The organism is Amycolatopsis sp. NBC_01488 (assembly GCF_036227105.1).
Lineage (GTDB): Bacteria > Actinomycetota > Actinomycetes > Mycobacteriales > Pseudonocardiaceae > Amycolatopsis.
The window spans coordinates 3432848-3448141 of the sequence record NZ_CP109434.1 but is presented as its reverse complement, the minus strand read 5'-3'; the positions used below and the strand labels follow the sequence as shown (position 1 = coordinate 3448141).

At 71.2% G+C, this 15294-nt stretch carries 14 protein-coding genes and 1 tRNA gene; 5 read left to right on the top strand and 10 right to left on the bottom strand.

Annotated elements, in window-relative coordinates; genetic code table 11:
* Positions 1-9: 9 nt before the first annotated feature.
* Positions 10-1428 carry a hypothetical protein gene (locus OG738_RS16770; RefSeq protein WP_329054998.1) on the bottom strand — a complete coding sequence of 473 codons (1419 nt, stop codon included), beginning with the start codon at positions 1426-1428 and terminating at the stop codon, positions 10-12.
* 159 nt (positions 1429-1587) lie between these two features.
* Between OG738_RS16770 and OG738_RS16765 the strand changes: the two genes are divergently transcribed.
* From OG738_RS16765 to OG738_RS16750, 4 genes are read left to right on the top strand one after another with little or no spacing between them, the layout of a single operon-like run.
* Positions 1588-2232 (top strand): glycosyltransferase family 2 protein, encoded by a 645-nt coding sequence (locus OG738_RS16765; RefSeq protein ID WP_329056722.1) that lies wholly within the window; start codon positions 1588-1590, stop codon positions 2230-2232.
* On the top strand, positions 2229-2912 hold the full coding sequence (locus tag OG738_RS16760; RefSeq protein ID WP_329054996.1) for a TIGR04282 family arsenosugar biosynthesis glycosyltransferase: 684 nt from the start codon (positions 2229-2231) through the stop codon (positions 2910-2912). Before OG738_RS16765 ends, OG738_RS16760 begins: the two co-directional genes overlap by 4 nt.
* The gene (locus OG738_RS16755; protein WP_329054994.1) at positions 2909-3538 is read left to right on the top strand and encodes a class I SAM-dependent methyltransferase; all 630 of its coding nucleotides are present in this window, start codon (positions 2909-2911) and stop codon (positions 3536-3538) included. The genes OG738_RS16760 and OG738_RS16755 overlap by 4 nt, the downstream gene beginning before the upstream one ends.
* A complete protein-coding gene (locus OG738_RS16750) occupies positions 3535-4662 on the top strand; it encodes a molybdopterin-dependent oxidoreductase (RefSeq protein WP_329054993.1) in 1128 nt (375 codons plus the stop codon). Before OG738_RS16755 ends, OG738_RS16750 begins: the two co-directional genes overlap by 4 nt.
* Positions 4663-5469: 807 nt before the next feature.
* Here OG738_RS16750 and OG738_RS16745 read toward each other — a convergent pair.
* The 8 genes from OG738_RS16745 to OG738_RS16710 form a co-directional block, all read right to left on the bottom strand.
* Positions 5470-6903, bottom strand: a complete 1434-nt coding sequence (locus tag OG738_RS16745; protein WP_329054992.1) for a S1C family serine protease — start codon at positions 6901-6903, stop codon at positions 5470-5472.
* Between the two features lie 72 nt (positions 6904-6975).
* Entirely contained in the window at positions 6976-8058 is a 1083-nt protein-coding gene (gene galT / locus OG738_RS16740) for a galactose-1-phosphate uridylyltransferase (protein WP_329054991.1), read from the bottom strand.
* Entirely contained in the window at positions 8055-8855 is an 801-nt protein-coding gene (locus OG738_RS16735) for a DeoR/GlpR family DNA-binding transcription regulator (protein ID WP_329054988.1), read from the bottom strand. Before OG738_RS16735 ends, galT begins: the two co-directional genes overlap by 4 nt.
* A gap of 340 nt (positions 8856-9195) precedes the next feature.
* Positions 9196-10614 carry a HAMP domain-containing sensor histidine kinase gene (locus OG738_RS16730; RefSeq protein WP_329054987.1) on the bottom strand — a complete coding sequence of 473 codons (1419 nt, stop codon included), beginning with the start codon at positions 10612-10614 and terminating at the stop codon, positions 9196-9198.
* Positions 10611-11303: a response regulator transcription factor gene (locus OG738_RS16725; protein ID WP_329054985.1), complete on the bottom strand. Its 693-nt coding sequence runs from the start codon at positions 11301-11303 to the stop codon at positions 10611-10613. The genes OG738_RS16730 and OG738_RS16725 overlap by 4 nt, the downstream gene beginning before the upstream one ends.
* Before the next feature lie 67 nt (positions 11304-11370).
* Positions 11371-11979: a trimeric intracellular cation channel family protein gene (locus OG738_RS16720; RefSeq protein WP_329054983.1), complete on the bottom strand. Its 609-nt coding sequence runs from the start codon at positions 11977-11979 to the stop codon at positions 11371-11373.
* A gap of 3 nt (positions 11980-11982) precedes the next feature.
* Positions 11983-12636: a response regulator gene (locus tag OG738_RS16715; RefSeq protein ID WP_013230063.1), complete on the bottom strand. Its 654-nt coding sequence runs from the start codon at positions 12634-12636 to the stop codon at positions 11983-11985.
* Positions 12637-13094: 458 nt separating this feature from the next.
* On the bottom strand, positions 13095-13859 hold the full coding sequence (locus tag OG738_RS16710; RefSeq protein ID WP_329054976.1) for a hypothetical protein: 765 nt from the start codon (positions 13857-13859) through the stop codon (positions 13095-13097).
* A 221-nt stretch (positions 13860-14080) separates the two neighbouring features.
* On the opposite strand from OG738_RS16710, the gene OG738_RS16705 reads away from it, so the two are divergent.
* A tRNA-Arg gene (locus OG738_RS16705) sits at positions 14081-14153 on the top strand.
* A gap of 54 nt (positions 14154-14207) precedes the next feature.
* Here the strand turns inward: OG738_RS16705 and OG738_RS16700 are convergent.
* Positions 14208-15290, bottom strand: coding sequence for a site-specific integrase (locus OG738_RS16700; protein ID WP_329054975.1), 1083 nt, complete (start codon positions 15288-15290; stop codon positions 14208-14210).
* Positions 15291-15294: the final 4 nt, after the last annotated feature.

The window sequence follows — 15294 nt, the reverse complement described above, 5'->3', positions numbered from 1 at the left end:
ACGTCTCCCTCACCAGCCGGTCAGCAGCAGGTGGTTGACCGCCAGCGCCGTCACGGCCTGGGCGGCGAGCCACCACCGGCGCCCGGGCCGCGGCAGCAAGGCCGTCATCGGCAGCAACCACACCCCGAACGGTAGCCAGATCCGTTCGGTCTCCGCCTTCGACAGGCCCGAGACGTCGGCGAACACGATGGTGACCAGGGCGGCGACCCCGAGGAGCAGCACCGGGTCGGCGAGCAGGGCACGCCCCTTGACCGCGCCGGTGACGCCGCGGCGGGCGGCGGCCACCACAGCCGGGCCGAGCGCGACGGTCACCGCGGCCAGGTCGGCCCAGACCCAGTACGAGTAGGGCCGGACCATCGCGACGCCCTGGTAGTAACGCTCGACGACCAGGTGATACCCGTCCAGCCACCAGAAACCCGCCCACGCGAATACGCCGACGACGGCCAGCGCCGCCGCGACGGCCAGCGCGGCCGCCCGCCACTGCCGGCCGAGGACGGCCACGGCCAGCGCGAGGAGGCCGAGCAGCACCAGGCCGTACGAAAGGAAGATCCCGAAGCCGAGCAGCAGCCCGGCCGCCAGCCCGGCCGGGACGGCGTACCGGCGGCCGCGGGCGAATCCCTTGGCGGACAACGCGAGCAGCGCGAGCCCGGTGGCGGTCGTCCCGGCGAACAGGCCGTCCGCCGACACGCCGATCCACACCGCGCCGGGCGTCAGGACGGCGAAGGGCAGCACCACGCGAGCCGCGTCGGCGCGGCCGAGCAAGGCGACAGTGGCGGGCACCGCCACCGCGACCAGGCTGCCGACGAGCACGACGGCCGTCGCGGCCCACGCGCCGCCGTGCAGGCCGAGCCGGTCCAGCCAGACGAAGACGAGCGTCGCGCCCGGTGGGTGCCCGGACACGTGCGTCGTCCAGGAGTTCGGCTGGAAGTCGAGGATGCGGGAGGAGAACTCGCGCAGCATCCCCGGGATGTCGGTGATGCCGGGTACCTCGTGGAGGTACTCCTGCGGAATGGTCAGCCGGCCGGCGAACCCGCGCGTCCAGCCGTCGACCATGGCCAGCGAGAAGATCCAGGCGAGCGAGGCCAGGTAGCCGAGGGCGAGCGCCCGGCGCCACGGCAGGCGGGCGGCCAGCGTGGGGCCGTGGAGCACCACCGCCACGGCGACGAGCACGGCGAACACCGAGCCGGGGCCGACGTGCGGCAGCCAGTCGGCGAACAACGGCGGTGACGACACGAAGATGATCACGCCGGAGTCAGGCCGGTTGTAGTACGCGCCGACCGCGGCGGCCGCGGCCACGAGCACCGCGGCCGCCGCGACGGCGAGGAGATCGGCCCGGTGGGCGCGGCGTCCGGGCCGATCGGGCGCCGGGGGTTCGGGTTCGCGGGCAGGCGGCTCGGCGAGCCGGGCTGCCGGGTTCGGCTCGCTCATCGCTGTCCACCCTAGGTCCGCGGGCCCGGTTCCGCGGGCCGGGAGAGGCAGCCGTAACGACCCGGTAAGAACTCGTCACTCGTCATGATTCAGTAAGGAGCGCAAGGGTTTTCCACGGTCCACCGTGGACCTACGGTCGGCGGCGTGACTGACTCAGGAGTGGACGTCGTCCTCCCTTGCCTCGATGAAGCGGGCGCCCTGCCCGGTGTGCTGGCCGGGCTGCCCCCGGGGTACCGCGCGATCGTGGTCGACAACGGTTCGGCCGACGGCTCGCCCGAAGTGGCGGCCTCGCTGGGCGCGAAGGTCGTCCACGAACCGCGTCGCGGCTACGGCGCGGCGGTCCACACGGGGCTGGAGGCCGCCACCGCGGACATCGTGTGCTTCGCCGACGCCGACGGGTCCCTGGACCTCGGCGACCTGCCGCGGCTGGTGACCGCGGTCGAAGACGGCGCCGACCTGGCCGTCGGGCGGCGAGTGCCGACCGGGCCCGGGGTGTGGCCGTGGCACGCGCGAGCCGGCAACGTCGTGCTCGCGCAGCTGCTGCGCGGCCGGGGGCTGCCGGTGCGGGACATCGCGCCGCTGCGGGCCGCGGACCGGCGGGCGCTGCTCGGGCTCGGCGTCACGGACCGGGCGTTCGGCTATCCGCTCGAGCTGCTGATCAAGGCCCAGCGGGCCGGGTGGCGGGTGCACGAGTTCGACGTCCGCTACGGCGAACGCGCCAAGGGCACGAAGTCGAAGGTGTCCGGTTCGGTGCGGGGCACGCTGCGCGCGGTCCGCGACTTCGGGCGGGTGCTAGCGCGATGACCGCTTCGTTCGTGCTGCTGGTCGTGGCCAAGGCGCCGGTGCCCGGCCTCGCCAAGACCCGGCTCTGCCCGCCGGCCACGCCGGCCCAGGCGGCGGAGATCGCCGCGGCCGCGCTGCTCGACACGCTCGACGCCGTGTGCGCGGTGCCCGGCGCCGCGCCCGTCGTCGCGATGACCGGTGACCTCGACGCCGCCGCCCGGCCCGCGGAGATCGGCCTGGCCCTGCGCCGCGCCACCGTGGTCCCGCAGCGCGGCTGGGACTTCGGCGCCCGCCTGGCGAACGCCCACGCGGACGCCGCCGCGGTGCACGCCGGCCTGCCGATCCTGCAGATCGGCATGGACACCCCGCAGGTCACGCCGGAGTCCCTCGCCGCGGCCGCCGCGCCGGTCGTGCACGGCGGGCACGACTCCGTGGTCGGCCCGGCCGAGGACGGCGGCTGGTGGGCGCTGGGCCTCGCCGACCCGCGGCACGCGCAAGTGCTCGCCGGCGTCCCGATGTCCCGCGCCGACACCGGCGAACGCACGGTGCGTGCCCTGGAGGCGTGCGGGCTTCGGCCGTGGCGGGCCGCGCGACTGTCCGATGTGGACACGATGGTCGACGCCCGCGCGGTGGCGGCGGCCTGCCCGGACGGCCGGTTCGCGCGCGCCGTCGCGGCGGTTCACGGCCGGGCGGTCGCATGAAGACGGCACTCGTCGGCCACGAGTTCGACCACGGCCTGCTGGGCCACCACTGCTGGCTCGAACTGGCCACCGGTGAGCGGGTCGAGCTGCCGGTCGAGCGGTGGAGCGCGCCGTCCGACGGCGACGAAGTCCTGCTCGACGCCTGCGCCGGCCCGACCCTCGACATCGGCTGCGGTCCAGGCCGGCTCACCGCGGCCCTGGCCGGCCGCGGGGTCGCCGCGCTCGGCGTGGACAGCTCGCGCACGGCCGTCCGGCTGACGCGCCGGCGCGGCGGGAGTGCGTTGCACCGCAACGTCTTCGACCACGTCCCCGGCGAAGGACGGTGGCGGCACGCCCTGCTCGCCGACGGCAACATCGGCATCGGCGGCGACCCGGTCGTCCTGCTGCGGCGCGCGGCGCAGCTGATCGCCGTCGACGGTGACGTCCTCGTCGAACTGGAGCCGCCGGGACGCGGGCTGCGGCACGAGCGCGTCCGGCTGCGGCCCGGCCACGCCGACGTCGCGTGGTTCACGTGGGCCTGGGTCGGCGTGGACGCGATCGCCGAAGTCGCCGTGCGCGCCGGGCTGCGCGTCGACTGGACCACCCGGCACGGGCACCGCTGGTTCGCGCGATTGGAGCGGTCATGAAGCTGCCGATTCCGAACGAAGAGCACTTCAAGGCACCGGCGCACGACGAGCGCGTGACGTCGAAGATCGGCCTGGCGCTGGCGGTCACGTTCACGACCTGCTTCGTGACCGGCCTGATCAGCCACCTGATCCAGCACCCGCCGGAGTGGTTCTTCTGGCCCAGCCGCCCGGTCGGGCTCTACCGCGTCACGCAGGGGCTGCACGTGATCTCCGGCGCGGCGTCGATCCCGCTGCTGCTGGCGAAGCTGTGGAGCGTCTACCCGAAGCTGTTCGGCCGTCCACTCGTCCGCTCGCTGCCGCACGCCCTGGAGCGCCTCTCGATCCTGGTGCTTTCGGGGGCGGCGTTCTTCGAGCTGACGACCGGGTTGCTGAACGTGGCGCAGAACTACCCGTGGGGCTTCTACTTCCCGCAGGTGCACTACGCGGTCGCGTGGCTGGCGATCGGGTCGATCCTGGTGCACGTCGCGGTGAAGCTGCCGGTGCTCCGCCGCGCCCTGAGCCGCGGAACACCGGAAGAAGAGCCGCCGGCCGCCGGGCTGTCCCGGCGCGGCTTCCTGCGCACCACCGGGCTGGCGACCGGCGTCGCGGTCGTCGCCACGGCCGGCGCCACGGTCCCGTTCCTGCGCGGCATTTCCGGCCTCTCCTGGAAGACGGGCAAGGGCACGCAGGACCTCCCGGTGAACCGCACCGCGGTCGCGGCGGGCGTCACGCAGTCGGCGCAGGCCGCGGCCTGGCGACTGTCGGTGGTGACCCCGCGCGGCACGACGAAGTTCTCGCTCGACGAGCTGCGCGCGCTGCCGCAGACGACCGCCGAGCTGCCCATCGCGTGCGTGGAGGGCTGGAGCCAGTCGGCGACCTGGCGCGGGATTTCGCTGCCCGCACTGCTGAAAGCCGTCGGCGCGTCCCCGGGCACGGCCGTGCGGGTGTCCTCTTTGGAGCGTTCCGGGCTGTACGGCGTCAGCGTCCTGCCCGGCGAGCACACGGCCGACGAGCTGACGCTGCTCGCACTGGAGCTGAACGGCGAGGTGCTCGACCTCGACCACGGCTTCCCGTGCCGGATCATCGCCCCGAACCGGCCCGGGGTCCTGCAGACGAAGTGGGTCACGAAGCTGGAGGCGCTGTGAAGACCGCTCGCGCACTGCTCGCCCTGCCCGGCCTCGCGGCGCTGGCATATGGCGTACTGCTGTTCGTCGAGTACGCGTTCCCGTTGCGTCCGGACGTCTTCGGCACGGTCGGCTGGATCGTCGGTGGCCCGCTGATCAACGACGGTGTCGTCGCCCCGCTGACGGCGGTGCTCGGCATCGTCCTGGCCCGCGTCCTGCGTCCCCCGTGGCGCGTCCCGGTGGTCACCGGCACGGTCATCACGGGAGTCCTGCTGATCCTGGCGTTCCCGCTCCTCTGGCGCCCGTACGGAACACCCCCGATGCCCGGCCTCCACGACGGCAACCCGGCCCTGGGCCTGGCCCTGACCCTGGCCGCGGTCTGGCTCGTGGTGGTCCTGACCGCACTGGTCCCCCGTGTCGTCCACCGAGGCACGCGAGTCGGCCGGCCAATCACGCGTGTCGTCCCTCCAGGCACACGAGATGCCCCTCCAGACACACGAGATGCCCCTCCAGACACACGAGATGCCCGCCCGATCACACGAGATGCCTTGCCAGACACGCCGACCGACCCTCCAAGCACGCCGACCGACCCTCCAGGCACGCCAGCCGACCCTCCAAGTACGTCAGCCGACCCGCCAAGCACGTCAGCCGACCCTCCAAGCACGCCGGCCCACCGTCCCGGCACCTGACCGGGGCACAAATGCGGCCACGCGCGACCGGCACTGACTGCCTGGTCGCGCGTGGCCTTGTGGGTCCGGCCCCGGGAAAGCGGGGGTCGAGCCAGTGCTGGTCTCGGCCGCACCAGGGCGGCCGAGCGTATGGACGGGATCAGTTGGCCGGGACGGGCTGTCCGCCGAGGGTCACCTCGACCGTGCGGCCGTCGGAGAGGGTGAACGTCGCCTTCTCGTCCGGGGCGCGGGTGCGGATCGCGGCGACCAGCGTGTCGGACGTGTCGATGTTCCGGTCGTCGATCTTCGTCACGATGTCGCCGGACTTGAGGCCGGCCTTGTCCGCCGGGCTGCCGGGCGTGATGGCGCCGAGCTTCGCGCCGCCCTGCGGGGCGTCCGTGACCTGCGCGCCGATGTAGGTCTGCACGGCCTGGCCGGTCTTGATGATCGTGTCCGCGGTGCGGCGGGCCTGGTCGATCGGGATGGCGAACCCGATGCCGACGTTGCCGCTCTGGGAGCCGCCCTGGCCCTGGCCGCCGGACGCCGACTGCGGGCTGTAGATCGCCGAGTTGATGCCGATGACCTGGCCGGCCATGTTGGCCAGCGGGCCACCCGAGTTGCCCGGGTTGATCGCCGCGTCGGTCTGGACGGCGTCCATCACCGTCTCCTGCCCGCCCTGGCCGCCGCCGGCGCGCACCGGCCGGTGCAGCGAGCTGACGATGCCGGAGGTGACCGTGCCGGCCAGCTCGAACGGCGAGCCGATGGCGACCACCGGCTGGCCGACCCGCAGGTCGTCGGAGCGGCCGATCTCGACCGGGGTCAGGTTGCTGACGCCGTCGACCTTGACGACCGCGATGTCGGTCGTCGGGTCGCGGCCGACGACCTTGGCGGCGGCCTTCTTGCCGTCCTGGAACACGGCCTGGATCTGCCCGCCGTTCGCGGCGACCTCGACGACGTGGTTGTTGGTCAGGATGTAGCCGTCGGTGCTGATGACGAACCCGGAGCCCTCGCCGGCCTCCTGCTGCCCGCTCACCTGCAGCTCGACCACGCTCGGCGACAGCTTCTGCGCGACCGACTCGACCGAGCCGGCGGGCGCGTTGCCGGTCTGCTGAGCCGGCTTCGGCGCGTCGAGCGCGTTGCCGACCGGACCGTTCGACGAGCCCCCGGTCAGGTAGCCGACCGCCCCGCCCGCGATGCCGCCGACGAGCAGCGCGACCAGCGCGACGCCCGCGAGCAGCTTCCCGCCGGACCGCTTCGGCTGAGTGGGCGCCGGCGGCACGCCGTAGACCGACGTGCCGGGCTGTGAGTACGGGTTGGGGTTCGGCGGCGGGTAGACGCTCTGCTGGGTCTGGCCCGACGCGGGACCCTGCGCGGACCACGGGTTCGGGTTCGGCGTCGCGTAGGACGGATCAGCCCCGGTCACCGCGTGGTAGGTCGGCTCCGGTGCCGAGTACTGCGGCGTGCCGCCGGTCTCGGGCGTGGCGGCCTGGTCACCGTACGGGCTCCCCGCCCAGCCGCCCTGAGCCGCCTGCTGGCCGGTCTCGGGGTGCCGCGGCGCCGCGGGGTCCTGCGCGCTGGGGTCGTTCTCGGTCATGTCATCACCTTGCGGGACGGTCCTGAGAGGTTCCTGAGCCGAACCTGTGCATCGGAGATGAGTATGGCCGGATCAGCCCGCCGCGCGGAGCCGTTCCGCGATTTGCTCCGGCGTCGCGTCGTTGACCCACACCGCCATGCCCGATTCGGACCCCGCCAGGTACTTCAGCTTGTCCTTGGCGCGCAACACCGAGAACAGTTCCAGGTGGAGCCAGCCGAGCTCGCGGTCGCGGCGCACCGGCGCCTGGTGCCACGCCGCGATGTACGGCAGCGGCCGGTCGTACAGCGCGTCGCACCGGCGCAGGACGTCCAGGTAGACGTCGGCGAAGTCGTCACGCTCGGCGTCCGTCAGCGCGGGAATGTCCGCGACCTGCCGGTGCGGCACGACGTGCACCTCGATCGGCCAGCGCGCCGCGGGCGGCACGTACGCCGTCCAATGCTCGCCGGATGCCACCACGCGCGCTCCGGACTTCCGCTCGGCGGCCAGCACGTCGCCGAGCACCGGACGGCCGTGTTCAGCCTGGTAGGCGCGGGCGACGTCGAGCATCCGCTCGGTCTTCGGCGTGACGAACGGGTAGCCGTAGATCTGCCCGTGCGGGTGCGACAGCGTGACGCCGATTTCCTCGCCGCGGTTCTCGAACGGGAAAACCTGCTCCACACCGGGCACTTCGGACAGCGCGGCGGTGCGGTCGGCCCACGCGTCGACGACGGCGCGCACCTGCTTCGCGCTCAGCCGTGAGAAAGCGCCGTCGTGGTCGCTGGTGAAGCAGACGACCTCACAGCGGCCGCGTCCGGGCCGCACCGGCACCAGCCCCAGACCATCCACAGTGGACGGTTCGCCGATGACATCCTCGGCGAAGGAGGGAAAGCGGTTCTCGAAGACGACGACGTCGTAGTCGCTTTCGGGAATCTCGCTCGGCTTGCCGGGCTTGCTCGGGCACAGCGGACACAGGTCCGCCGGCGGCTTGTAGGTCCGCGTCTGGCGGTGCGCGGCCATCGCGACCCACTCACCGGTCAGCGGGTCCAGCCGGATCTCCGACGCGGCCGAAACCGGTGGCAGGTCGCGGGTGTCCTCGGCGACGCGGTCGGGCGCGCCGGGGCGGTCGAAGTAGATGATCTCCCGGCCGTCGGCCAGGTGTCGTACAGTCCGCTTCACGCTTCTTCGGCCTCGACCGTCTCCGCCGTCTCGGCGATCATGAGTTCCGTTGCCCTTTCGGCGAGTATTTCCTTGGCCTCGTCGGAAATCCCGTCATCGGTGACGACGACGTCGGCCTCGTCCAGGTCGGCGATCGTGGAGATCCCGACGGTGCCCCACTTGGTGTGGTCGGCGAGCACGACGAGCTTGCGCCCGGCTTCGACCAGCGCGCGGTCGGTCTCGCTCTCGGTGAGGTTCGGCGTCGTGAAGCCCGGCCCTTCGGCCATTCCGTGCACGCCGAGGAAGACGACGTCGAGGTGCAGCGACCGCAGGCTGTGCACGGCGACCGGCCCGACCAGCGCGTCCGACGGCGTCCGCACGCCGCCGGTGAGCACCACGGTCCGGTCCGGCTGCGTCGACCCGCGGAGCACGTCGGCGACCTGGATCGAGTTGGTCACGATGGTGAGGCCCGGGATGGCGTCGAGCGCGCGGGCGAGCGTCCATGTCGTGGTGCCGGCGGAGATGCCGATCGCGGTGCCGGGCCGCACGAGCGTCGCGGCCAACTCGGCGATGGCTTCCTTCTGCGCGCGCTGGCGCACGGACTTGGCCTCGAAGCCGGGTTCGTCGGTGCTCTTGCCGACGATCGAAGTGGCGCCGCCGTAGACCTTTTCGACGAGCCCGCGCCCGGCGAGGACGTCCAGATCGCGGCGCACCGTCATGTCGGACACGCCCAGCCTGGTCACGAGGTCACTGACCCGGACCGCCCCGGTCCGGCGTGCCTCTTCCAGGATCACCGCCTGTCGCTGACGCGCAAGCACCGCTCAACTCCGTCCCCGTCACTCCCCAACCACACAAAATCCTACACGATTCAACACGGTATCCGCAGGGCGGACGCGGGTGAACTTTCGAAATACCAGGTCACAGCACGATCGGCAGAACCACGCCCCAGCCGAACAACACCACCACGGGCGAGGCGAGCGCAACCCGCCACGCGAGCGGCAATTCGTCCGCGGTGACGAGCGCCGCGAGCGCTTAGCAGCCGGCGACCACGGCGGAGAACCCGAGGGAAGGAATCCGCTCCCGGCTCGAGCAGGGTGGTCGAAACCGCGAGGATCACCCGGGCGCCCGGGTCGGCCGGCGGCTCGCGGAACGCCGGGATCAGCCGGGCGCCCCCGGCAGCCGGATCGTCATCAGCGCACCGCCTTCGGGCGCCCGCGACGCGTACACCGCGCCGCCGTGCCGCTCGGCCGCGTGCTTCACGATCGCCAGGCCGAGCCCCGAGCCGGGCAGCGTCCGGGCCTCCGACGAGCGGTAGAAGCGGTCGAACACCTTCGGCAGGTCCTCCTCGGCGATACCCGGGCCGGCGTCGGCCACCTCGACCACGGCGGTGCCGTCGCCGAGCGGGTACAGCCGCACCCAGACCGTCGCGTCCGGCGGCGAGAACTTCACCGCGTTGTCCAGCAGGTTCAGCACCGCGCGCTCGATCGAGCTGTTGTCGCCGGTGAGCACCCACGGCTGCAGCGAGACGTCGAAGTTGATGTCGCCCGCGCGCCGCCGCGCCCGGTCGAGCGCGCGCTCGACGACGTCCAGCAGCTCGACGCGCTCGAAGCGCTCACGCGGCTCGTCCTGGCGGGCGAGCTCGACGAGGTCGCCGATGAGCTGCGTCAGCTCGTCGAGCTGGCCGCTGATGTCCGCGACGATGTCGATCCGGTCCTCGTCCGGCAGCGGCGGCGCGCCCGGCTTGCTCGCGGCGAGCAGCAGCTCGAGGTTGGTGCGCAGCGACGTCAACGGCGTCCGCAGCTCGTGTCCCGCGTCCGCGACCAGCTGGCGCTGGCGTTCCTGCGAGTCCGCGACCGTGCCGAGCATCGTGTTGAAGGTCGTGGTGAGGCGCGCCAGCTCGTCGTCGCCGCTGACCGGGATCGGCCGCAGGTCGCCGGTCTTGGCAACGCGCTCGGCGGCCGACGTCAGCCGGTCGACCGGGCGCAGGCCGGCCCGCGCGACGGCGGTGCCCGCCGCGGCGGCGACCAGGATGCCGGCGCCGCCGATGAGGAACAGGACCAGCGCGAGCTCGTTCAGCGTGCGCTTGGTCGGGCCCATCGACTGGGCGAGCACGATGGCCTCGCCGTGCCCGGACGGCAGCGCGACGACGCGGCTGTCGGTGCGGAAGTCCGTCCGCATCGACTGCGGTGAATCGCCGTTCGCGACGTCCAGCTCGTGCTGGTCGAACGGCGGCGCCGAGCTCGACAGCGGGTAGGTCATCACGGCGTGCTGGACGTCGGGCGCGGCGGTGAGCTGCCCGATCTGCAGGTCGGCGCTGGCCAGGAAGGCACCGGGGACCTGCCGCAGCTCGGTCTGCACCTGCGGCGAGGCGACCGCCGCCTGCGCGCGCGCCATGAGGCTGTCGTCGAGCTGCTGGTAGAGGTTGTTGCTCACGACCATGTACGCGCCGATCGACACCAGCGCGACGGCACCGGCGACACAGGCGGCGGCGAGCAGCGTCACCCGGCCGCGCAGCGAGAACCGGCGCGTCCCCCAGCGCGTGCCGCGGGGGTCACCGGGTTCTCCGGCTTCGGTCACGGCGGGGTTTCCCTCAGGACGTACCCCACCCCCCGCACCGTGTGGATCAGCCTCGGCTCCCCCTCGGCCTCCGTCTTGCGGCGCAAGTAGCCGACGTAGACCTCCAGCGCGTTGCCCGACGTCGGGAAGTCGTAACCCCATACTTCCTCCAGTATCCGGCCCCGCGTGAGGACGTGCTTCGGGTAGGAAAGGAACAGTTCCAGCAGTGCGAACTCGGTCCGCGTCAGGCTGATCTCGCGGCCGCCGCGGCGGACCTCGCGCGTGCCGGGGTCGAGCGTCAGGTCCGCGAAGGACAGGGCCTCCGACGCCTGGCCGTTCTGCGTCTCGGGGACGGCGCGGCGCAGCAGCGCCCGCAGCCGGGCGAGCAGTTCCTCCAGCGCGAACGGCTTCGGCAGGTAGTCGTCGGCGCCGGCGTCGAGCCCGGACACCCGGTCGGAGACGGTGTCGCGGGCGGTGAGCACGAGGATCGGCAGGTCGTCGCCGGTGCTGCGCAGGCGGCGGGCCACCTCGAGGCCGTCGAGCCGGGGCATCATGACGTCGAGGACCATGGCGTCCGGCCGGTTGGCGATGATCGCTTCCAGGGCCTGCGCACCGTCGCTGGCCAGCTCGACCTGGTAGCCGTTGAACTCCAGGGACCGCCGGAGCGACTCACGGACGGCGCGGTCGTCGTCCACCACAAGGATGCGCATGGCGACAGTTTTACTCAGCGTGCTGAGACTCGCCTAAGAACACACACAGAACTAACAAGGAGAATCCTCACTCCGGTGCCCGCGCGACCGGGGCGTTCCAGTGCCGCCAGAGCGCGACCATCCTGATGGCGACCACTCCTGCCGCGGCGACCACGGTGACCGGTCCTTCCGGCAGTCGCACGGTGTGACCGACCACGACGAGCACCGAGCCGGCCAGCGCGGCCATGGCGTAGATCTCTCTCCGCAGGACCAGGGGTATTTCCCGGAGCAGCAGATCGCGGACGGCACCGCCGCCGATCCCGGTCGTCATGCCGATCAGGCACGCGGCGTAGACGGTCGCGCCGGCGTTGAGCGCGATGGTCGTCCCGGCGGTGGCGAAGACGCCGAGCCCGAGCGCGTCGGCAAGCAGCACGCCCCGCCGCAGCCGAGCGACCTGAGGGTGGAAGGCGAAGACGACCAGGGCGGTCACCCCGCAGACGGCGAGGTAGGGCCAGTTCCGCAGCGTCGTCGGCGGGTGGATGCCGAGCAGGACGTCCCGGATGACACCGCCCCCGAGCGCGGTGGTGAGCCCGACGACCACGACGCCGAAGACGTCGAGCCGCGCCCGCACGGCGGCGAGCGCCCCGGACGCCGCGAAGGCGACGAGCCCGAGGAACTCCAGCGCCGTGAGCAGCATGTTCTATTGGTCGAGAAGTCCACCGCGGTAGGCCAGCAGCGCGGCCTGCACCCGGTTGGCCGCGCCGATCTTCGAGAGCACGGCGGAGACGTACCCCTTGACGGTGGCTTCGGAGAGGTGCAGGCGTCCGCCGATCTCGGCATTGGAGAGGCCCTGCCCGATGAGCGCGACGACCTCGCGTTCGCGTTCGGACAGTGAGGCGAGCAGCTTCCGGGCGGGCTGGGCAGCGCGTTGTTCGTCCCGATGCGACTGAACCATCCGCGCGGCGACGCCCGGGTCCAGGACGGCCCCGCCTCTACTCAGGTCCCGGACCGCCCTCAGCAAGGCGGCGGGGTCGATGTCCTTGAGGAGGAAGCCGTTCGCGCCGAGCCGGAGGGCGAGGCTGACGTACTCGTCGATGTCGAAGGTGGTCAGCATGGCGACGGTGGGCGGATCGGGGAGGGCGAGGATGGCCCTGAGCGCCCTGATGCCGTCGTCGGGAGCACGCATCTTGATGTCGAGAAGGGCCACGTCAGGGTGATACCGGCGGGCGACCTCGACCGCGGATCTGCCGTCGGAGGCCTCGCCCACGATCTCGATGTCCTGAGCCCCGGACATCATCGCGCGCAACCCCGAGCGCACCAGTTCCTCGTCGTCGGCGAACATGAGCTTGATCAACGAAGCCCTCCGCAACAGCCAGTAGGAGGCGGCTCCCCGCGTCCCGTTAACGAAGGTTACCTACTGTTGTTCAGCAGTTCGAAACCAGACACGACCAGGTGACGCGCTGGTCCGTCCAGGTCAGGTGTGGTGGCCCGTCCGGGAGGGTGTATCCGCGATGTGGGCGGGGGGTGAGAACCACTCACCCGGGTGACGACGAGAGTCGGGTCGCCTCGCTTCACGTGCGACGGCGTGTGTCTCCGCGCTCCCACCAGTCGATGCTGTCGCCCTCCTCCGCCATGCGCTGAATGGCGTGCGCGGTGATCTCGGCGTGCGAACCGGACAGCTGCGGCAGGTCACCTTGCACCTGGCAGCAGCTGCACTGCCCGGCTCGGCTTCAACCCAGTCAACGGTCTTGTCGGCAATTCGGCAGGCGGCGTGTACATGCCAAGGCGGTGCGCTCCGGACAACGAGCATGATCACGCAGCCGGCCGAGGAGACTCGTTGAGCAGGTAGTCGGCGAGGTGCCGGGAAGCGGTGTTGAGCTGTGACGTCACCTGGTAGCGGCTCATCCCACGTCGCTTGGCCGCGGTCAACCGATCGTCGTGGTCCAGGAGGACGTCGGAGACGAGATCGGCCTCTTGCGGAGTAACGGCACCCGAGAGCACGGCGCCGGCGAGGACGAGGTCCGGATGCCCGCTTGCCGGGCGCAGGTCGGCGACCGTCTCGGTGAGCTCGCAACGCGACACGGCCAGACGCCTCTCCCGGTTGCATGCTTCGTGCCCGCGGCGGAAGGCAGCCCAGTAGAGTTGTGCGTAGACCTTCGGAGCCTTGGCGTCCACGACATCGAGCGCTTGGAGGAAACCCTCCAGCACCTCGGAGTCGAGGTCGTTCCGGTCGCCGAAGTACCGGCTTCCGAGCTTTCCGCCGATGTGCTTGAGCCCCGGCATCATCATCCCGGCGGTAATCGTCGTCCACGGCTCCGGCGTCGCGTGGGCTCGTTTGACCAGCTCCTGCCACACGGCGTCCTTGGTGACCCAGCTCGTTCGCCGCTTCAGCAGCAGGACTCGCACCTCATCCAGTGGCAGCGTCGTCGCGGGCAAACCGCAGCCCAGCGCCGCGCAGTCGAGCTCCAACGGATCCGGCCCGGACGTCATCGCCAGGAACCGGCGCTCGATTACGTCCAGGTGCGATGGGGAGAAGGAGGGCATCGGGGAAGGACCTTTCAGGGGGACGAAGGACATCTCACTCCCTAACCGCCCTGGAGGACGCCGACTGTCAAAGATTCACCAAAACGGGTGACGTGTCGTTGCTTGCCGATGAAGCCGGCCCGCGGTGGGCTCGCTCGACCGGGCGCGCCAGCTCGGCCAAGGCTGCACGCCAAGATCGCGATGGGGTCGAGGAGAGGTTCGTGGACCATGCGGCCCCTCGTTCCACCAGTCGGGTAGCCTGTCCAAGAAGACAAGCCCTCGTAGCTCAGGGGATAGAGCACCGCTCTCCTAAAGCGGGTGTCGCAGGTTCGAATCCTGCCGGGGGCACAAAGCCCCTGGTCGGGGTCATGACCAGGGGCTTTGCACTAGGCCGCCCCTCGCTTAACCCTCATCTTTGGGAAGCTCGATCTTCGGGCGCTCAGCTAGCGCCGGACCGACGTCCTCGCCCACAACGCCCCTTTCCATGTAGTCCTCTTGAGTCGTGCTGATTCGCTCGTGTCCGAGGTAGTCGGCGATCTCGCGAGCGGTCAGGCCGGCATCATCAAGGACCCCGGCGACGTAGTGCCGGAAGTCGTGCGGGTGCAGACCCTTGTACGGCGTCTTCTCAACGACCATCCGGAACCGCGCCCGGGTGTTGTCCGGATCCCGCAATGTGCCGCTCGCCGACGGGAACACCCACGGCGTCTCAGCCTCCGACCGACGACGTTTGAGGATGTCCATCACCCAGCCAGGCGGCCGGATCGTGCGCATGCCGGCACGGCTCTTGGTGTGGTCCTGCACGAACAGGCCGCGCCCAGTCACCCGAATCGCGGTCCCGTGGAACCGAATCGTCCCGGCGTCGAAGTTGACCGAGGTATCCCAGTCGAGCGCGAGCAGTTCGCCGATACGGCACCCGAGTCCGGACAGTACGTCGACCATGTCGACCAAATCCCAGCGCTTCGCACTCTCAGCCGCGTGGAACACCCCGAGAATGGGACCGATGGTCTTCGCGTTGACCGTACGTTCCTTCTTGCGTTTCTTGGCACCCAGACTCTCGATCTCGCGGACCGGGTTCTTGTCGAGTGCGTCGTGTCGGACGACCAGTGCGAAGATCCCGGACAGCACCACTTTGACGTGCGATGCCGCACCACGGCCGTTGCGATCCCGCGTCTCGGTGATCAGGCGATTCACTGTCGAGACACGGATATCCCGAACCCGAAGGTGCCCCATCGGCGTCGCCAAGTAGCGGTTCCACGTGTCGCGGTACTCTCGCTTGGTCCGTGCGGCTTTGCTTGATTCGTCAATCGACTTCAACCACATGTCCGCCGCAACAGAAACCTTGGTCTCCGCCTTGATCTCACCATCGCCCGACCTTCGCGCGCGGTCGCGCAAAGCTTCAAGCAGGTTATTGATCGCTTTGGCCTTCGTCGAACCGACCCGTTCGACCGGACGCGTGACGCCGTCGTAGTCCTTGTAGTTCGCCACGGCT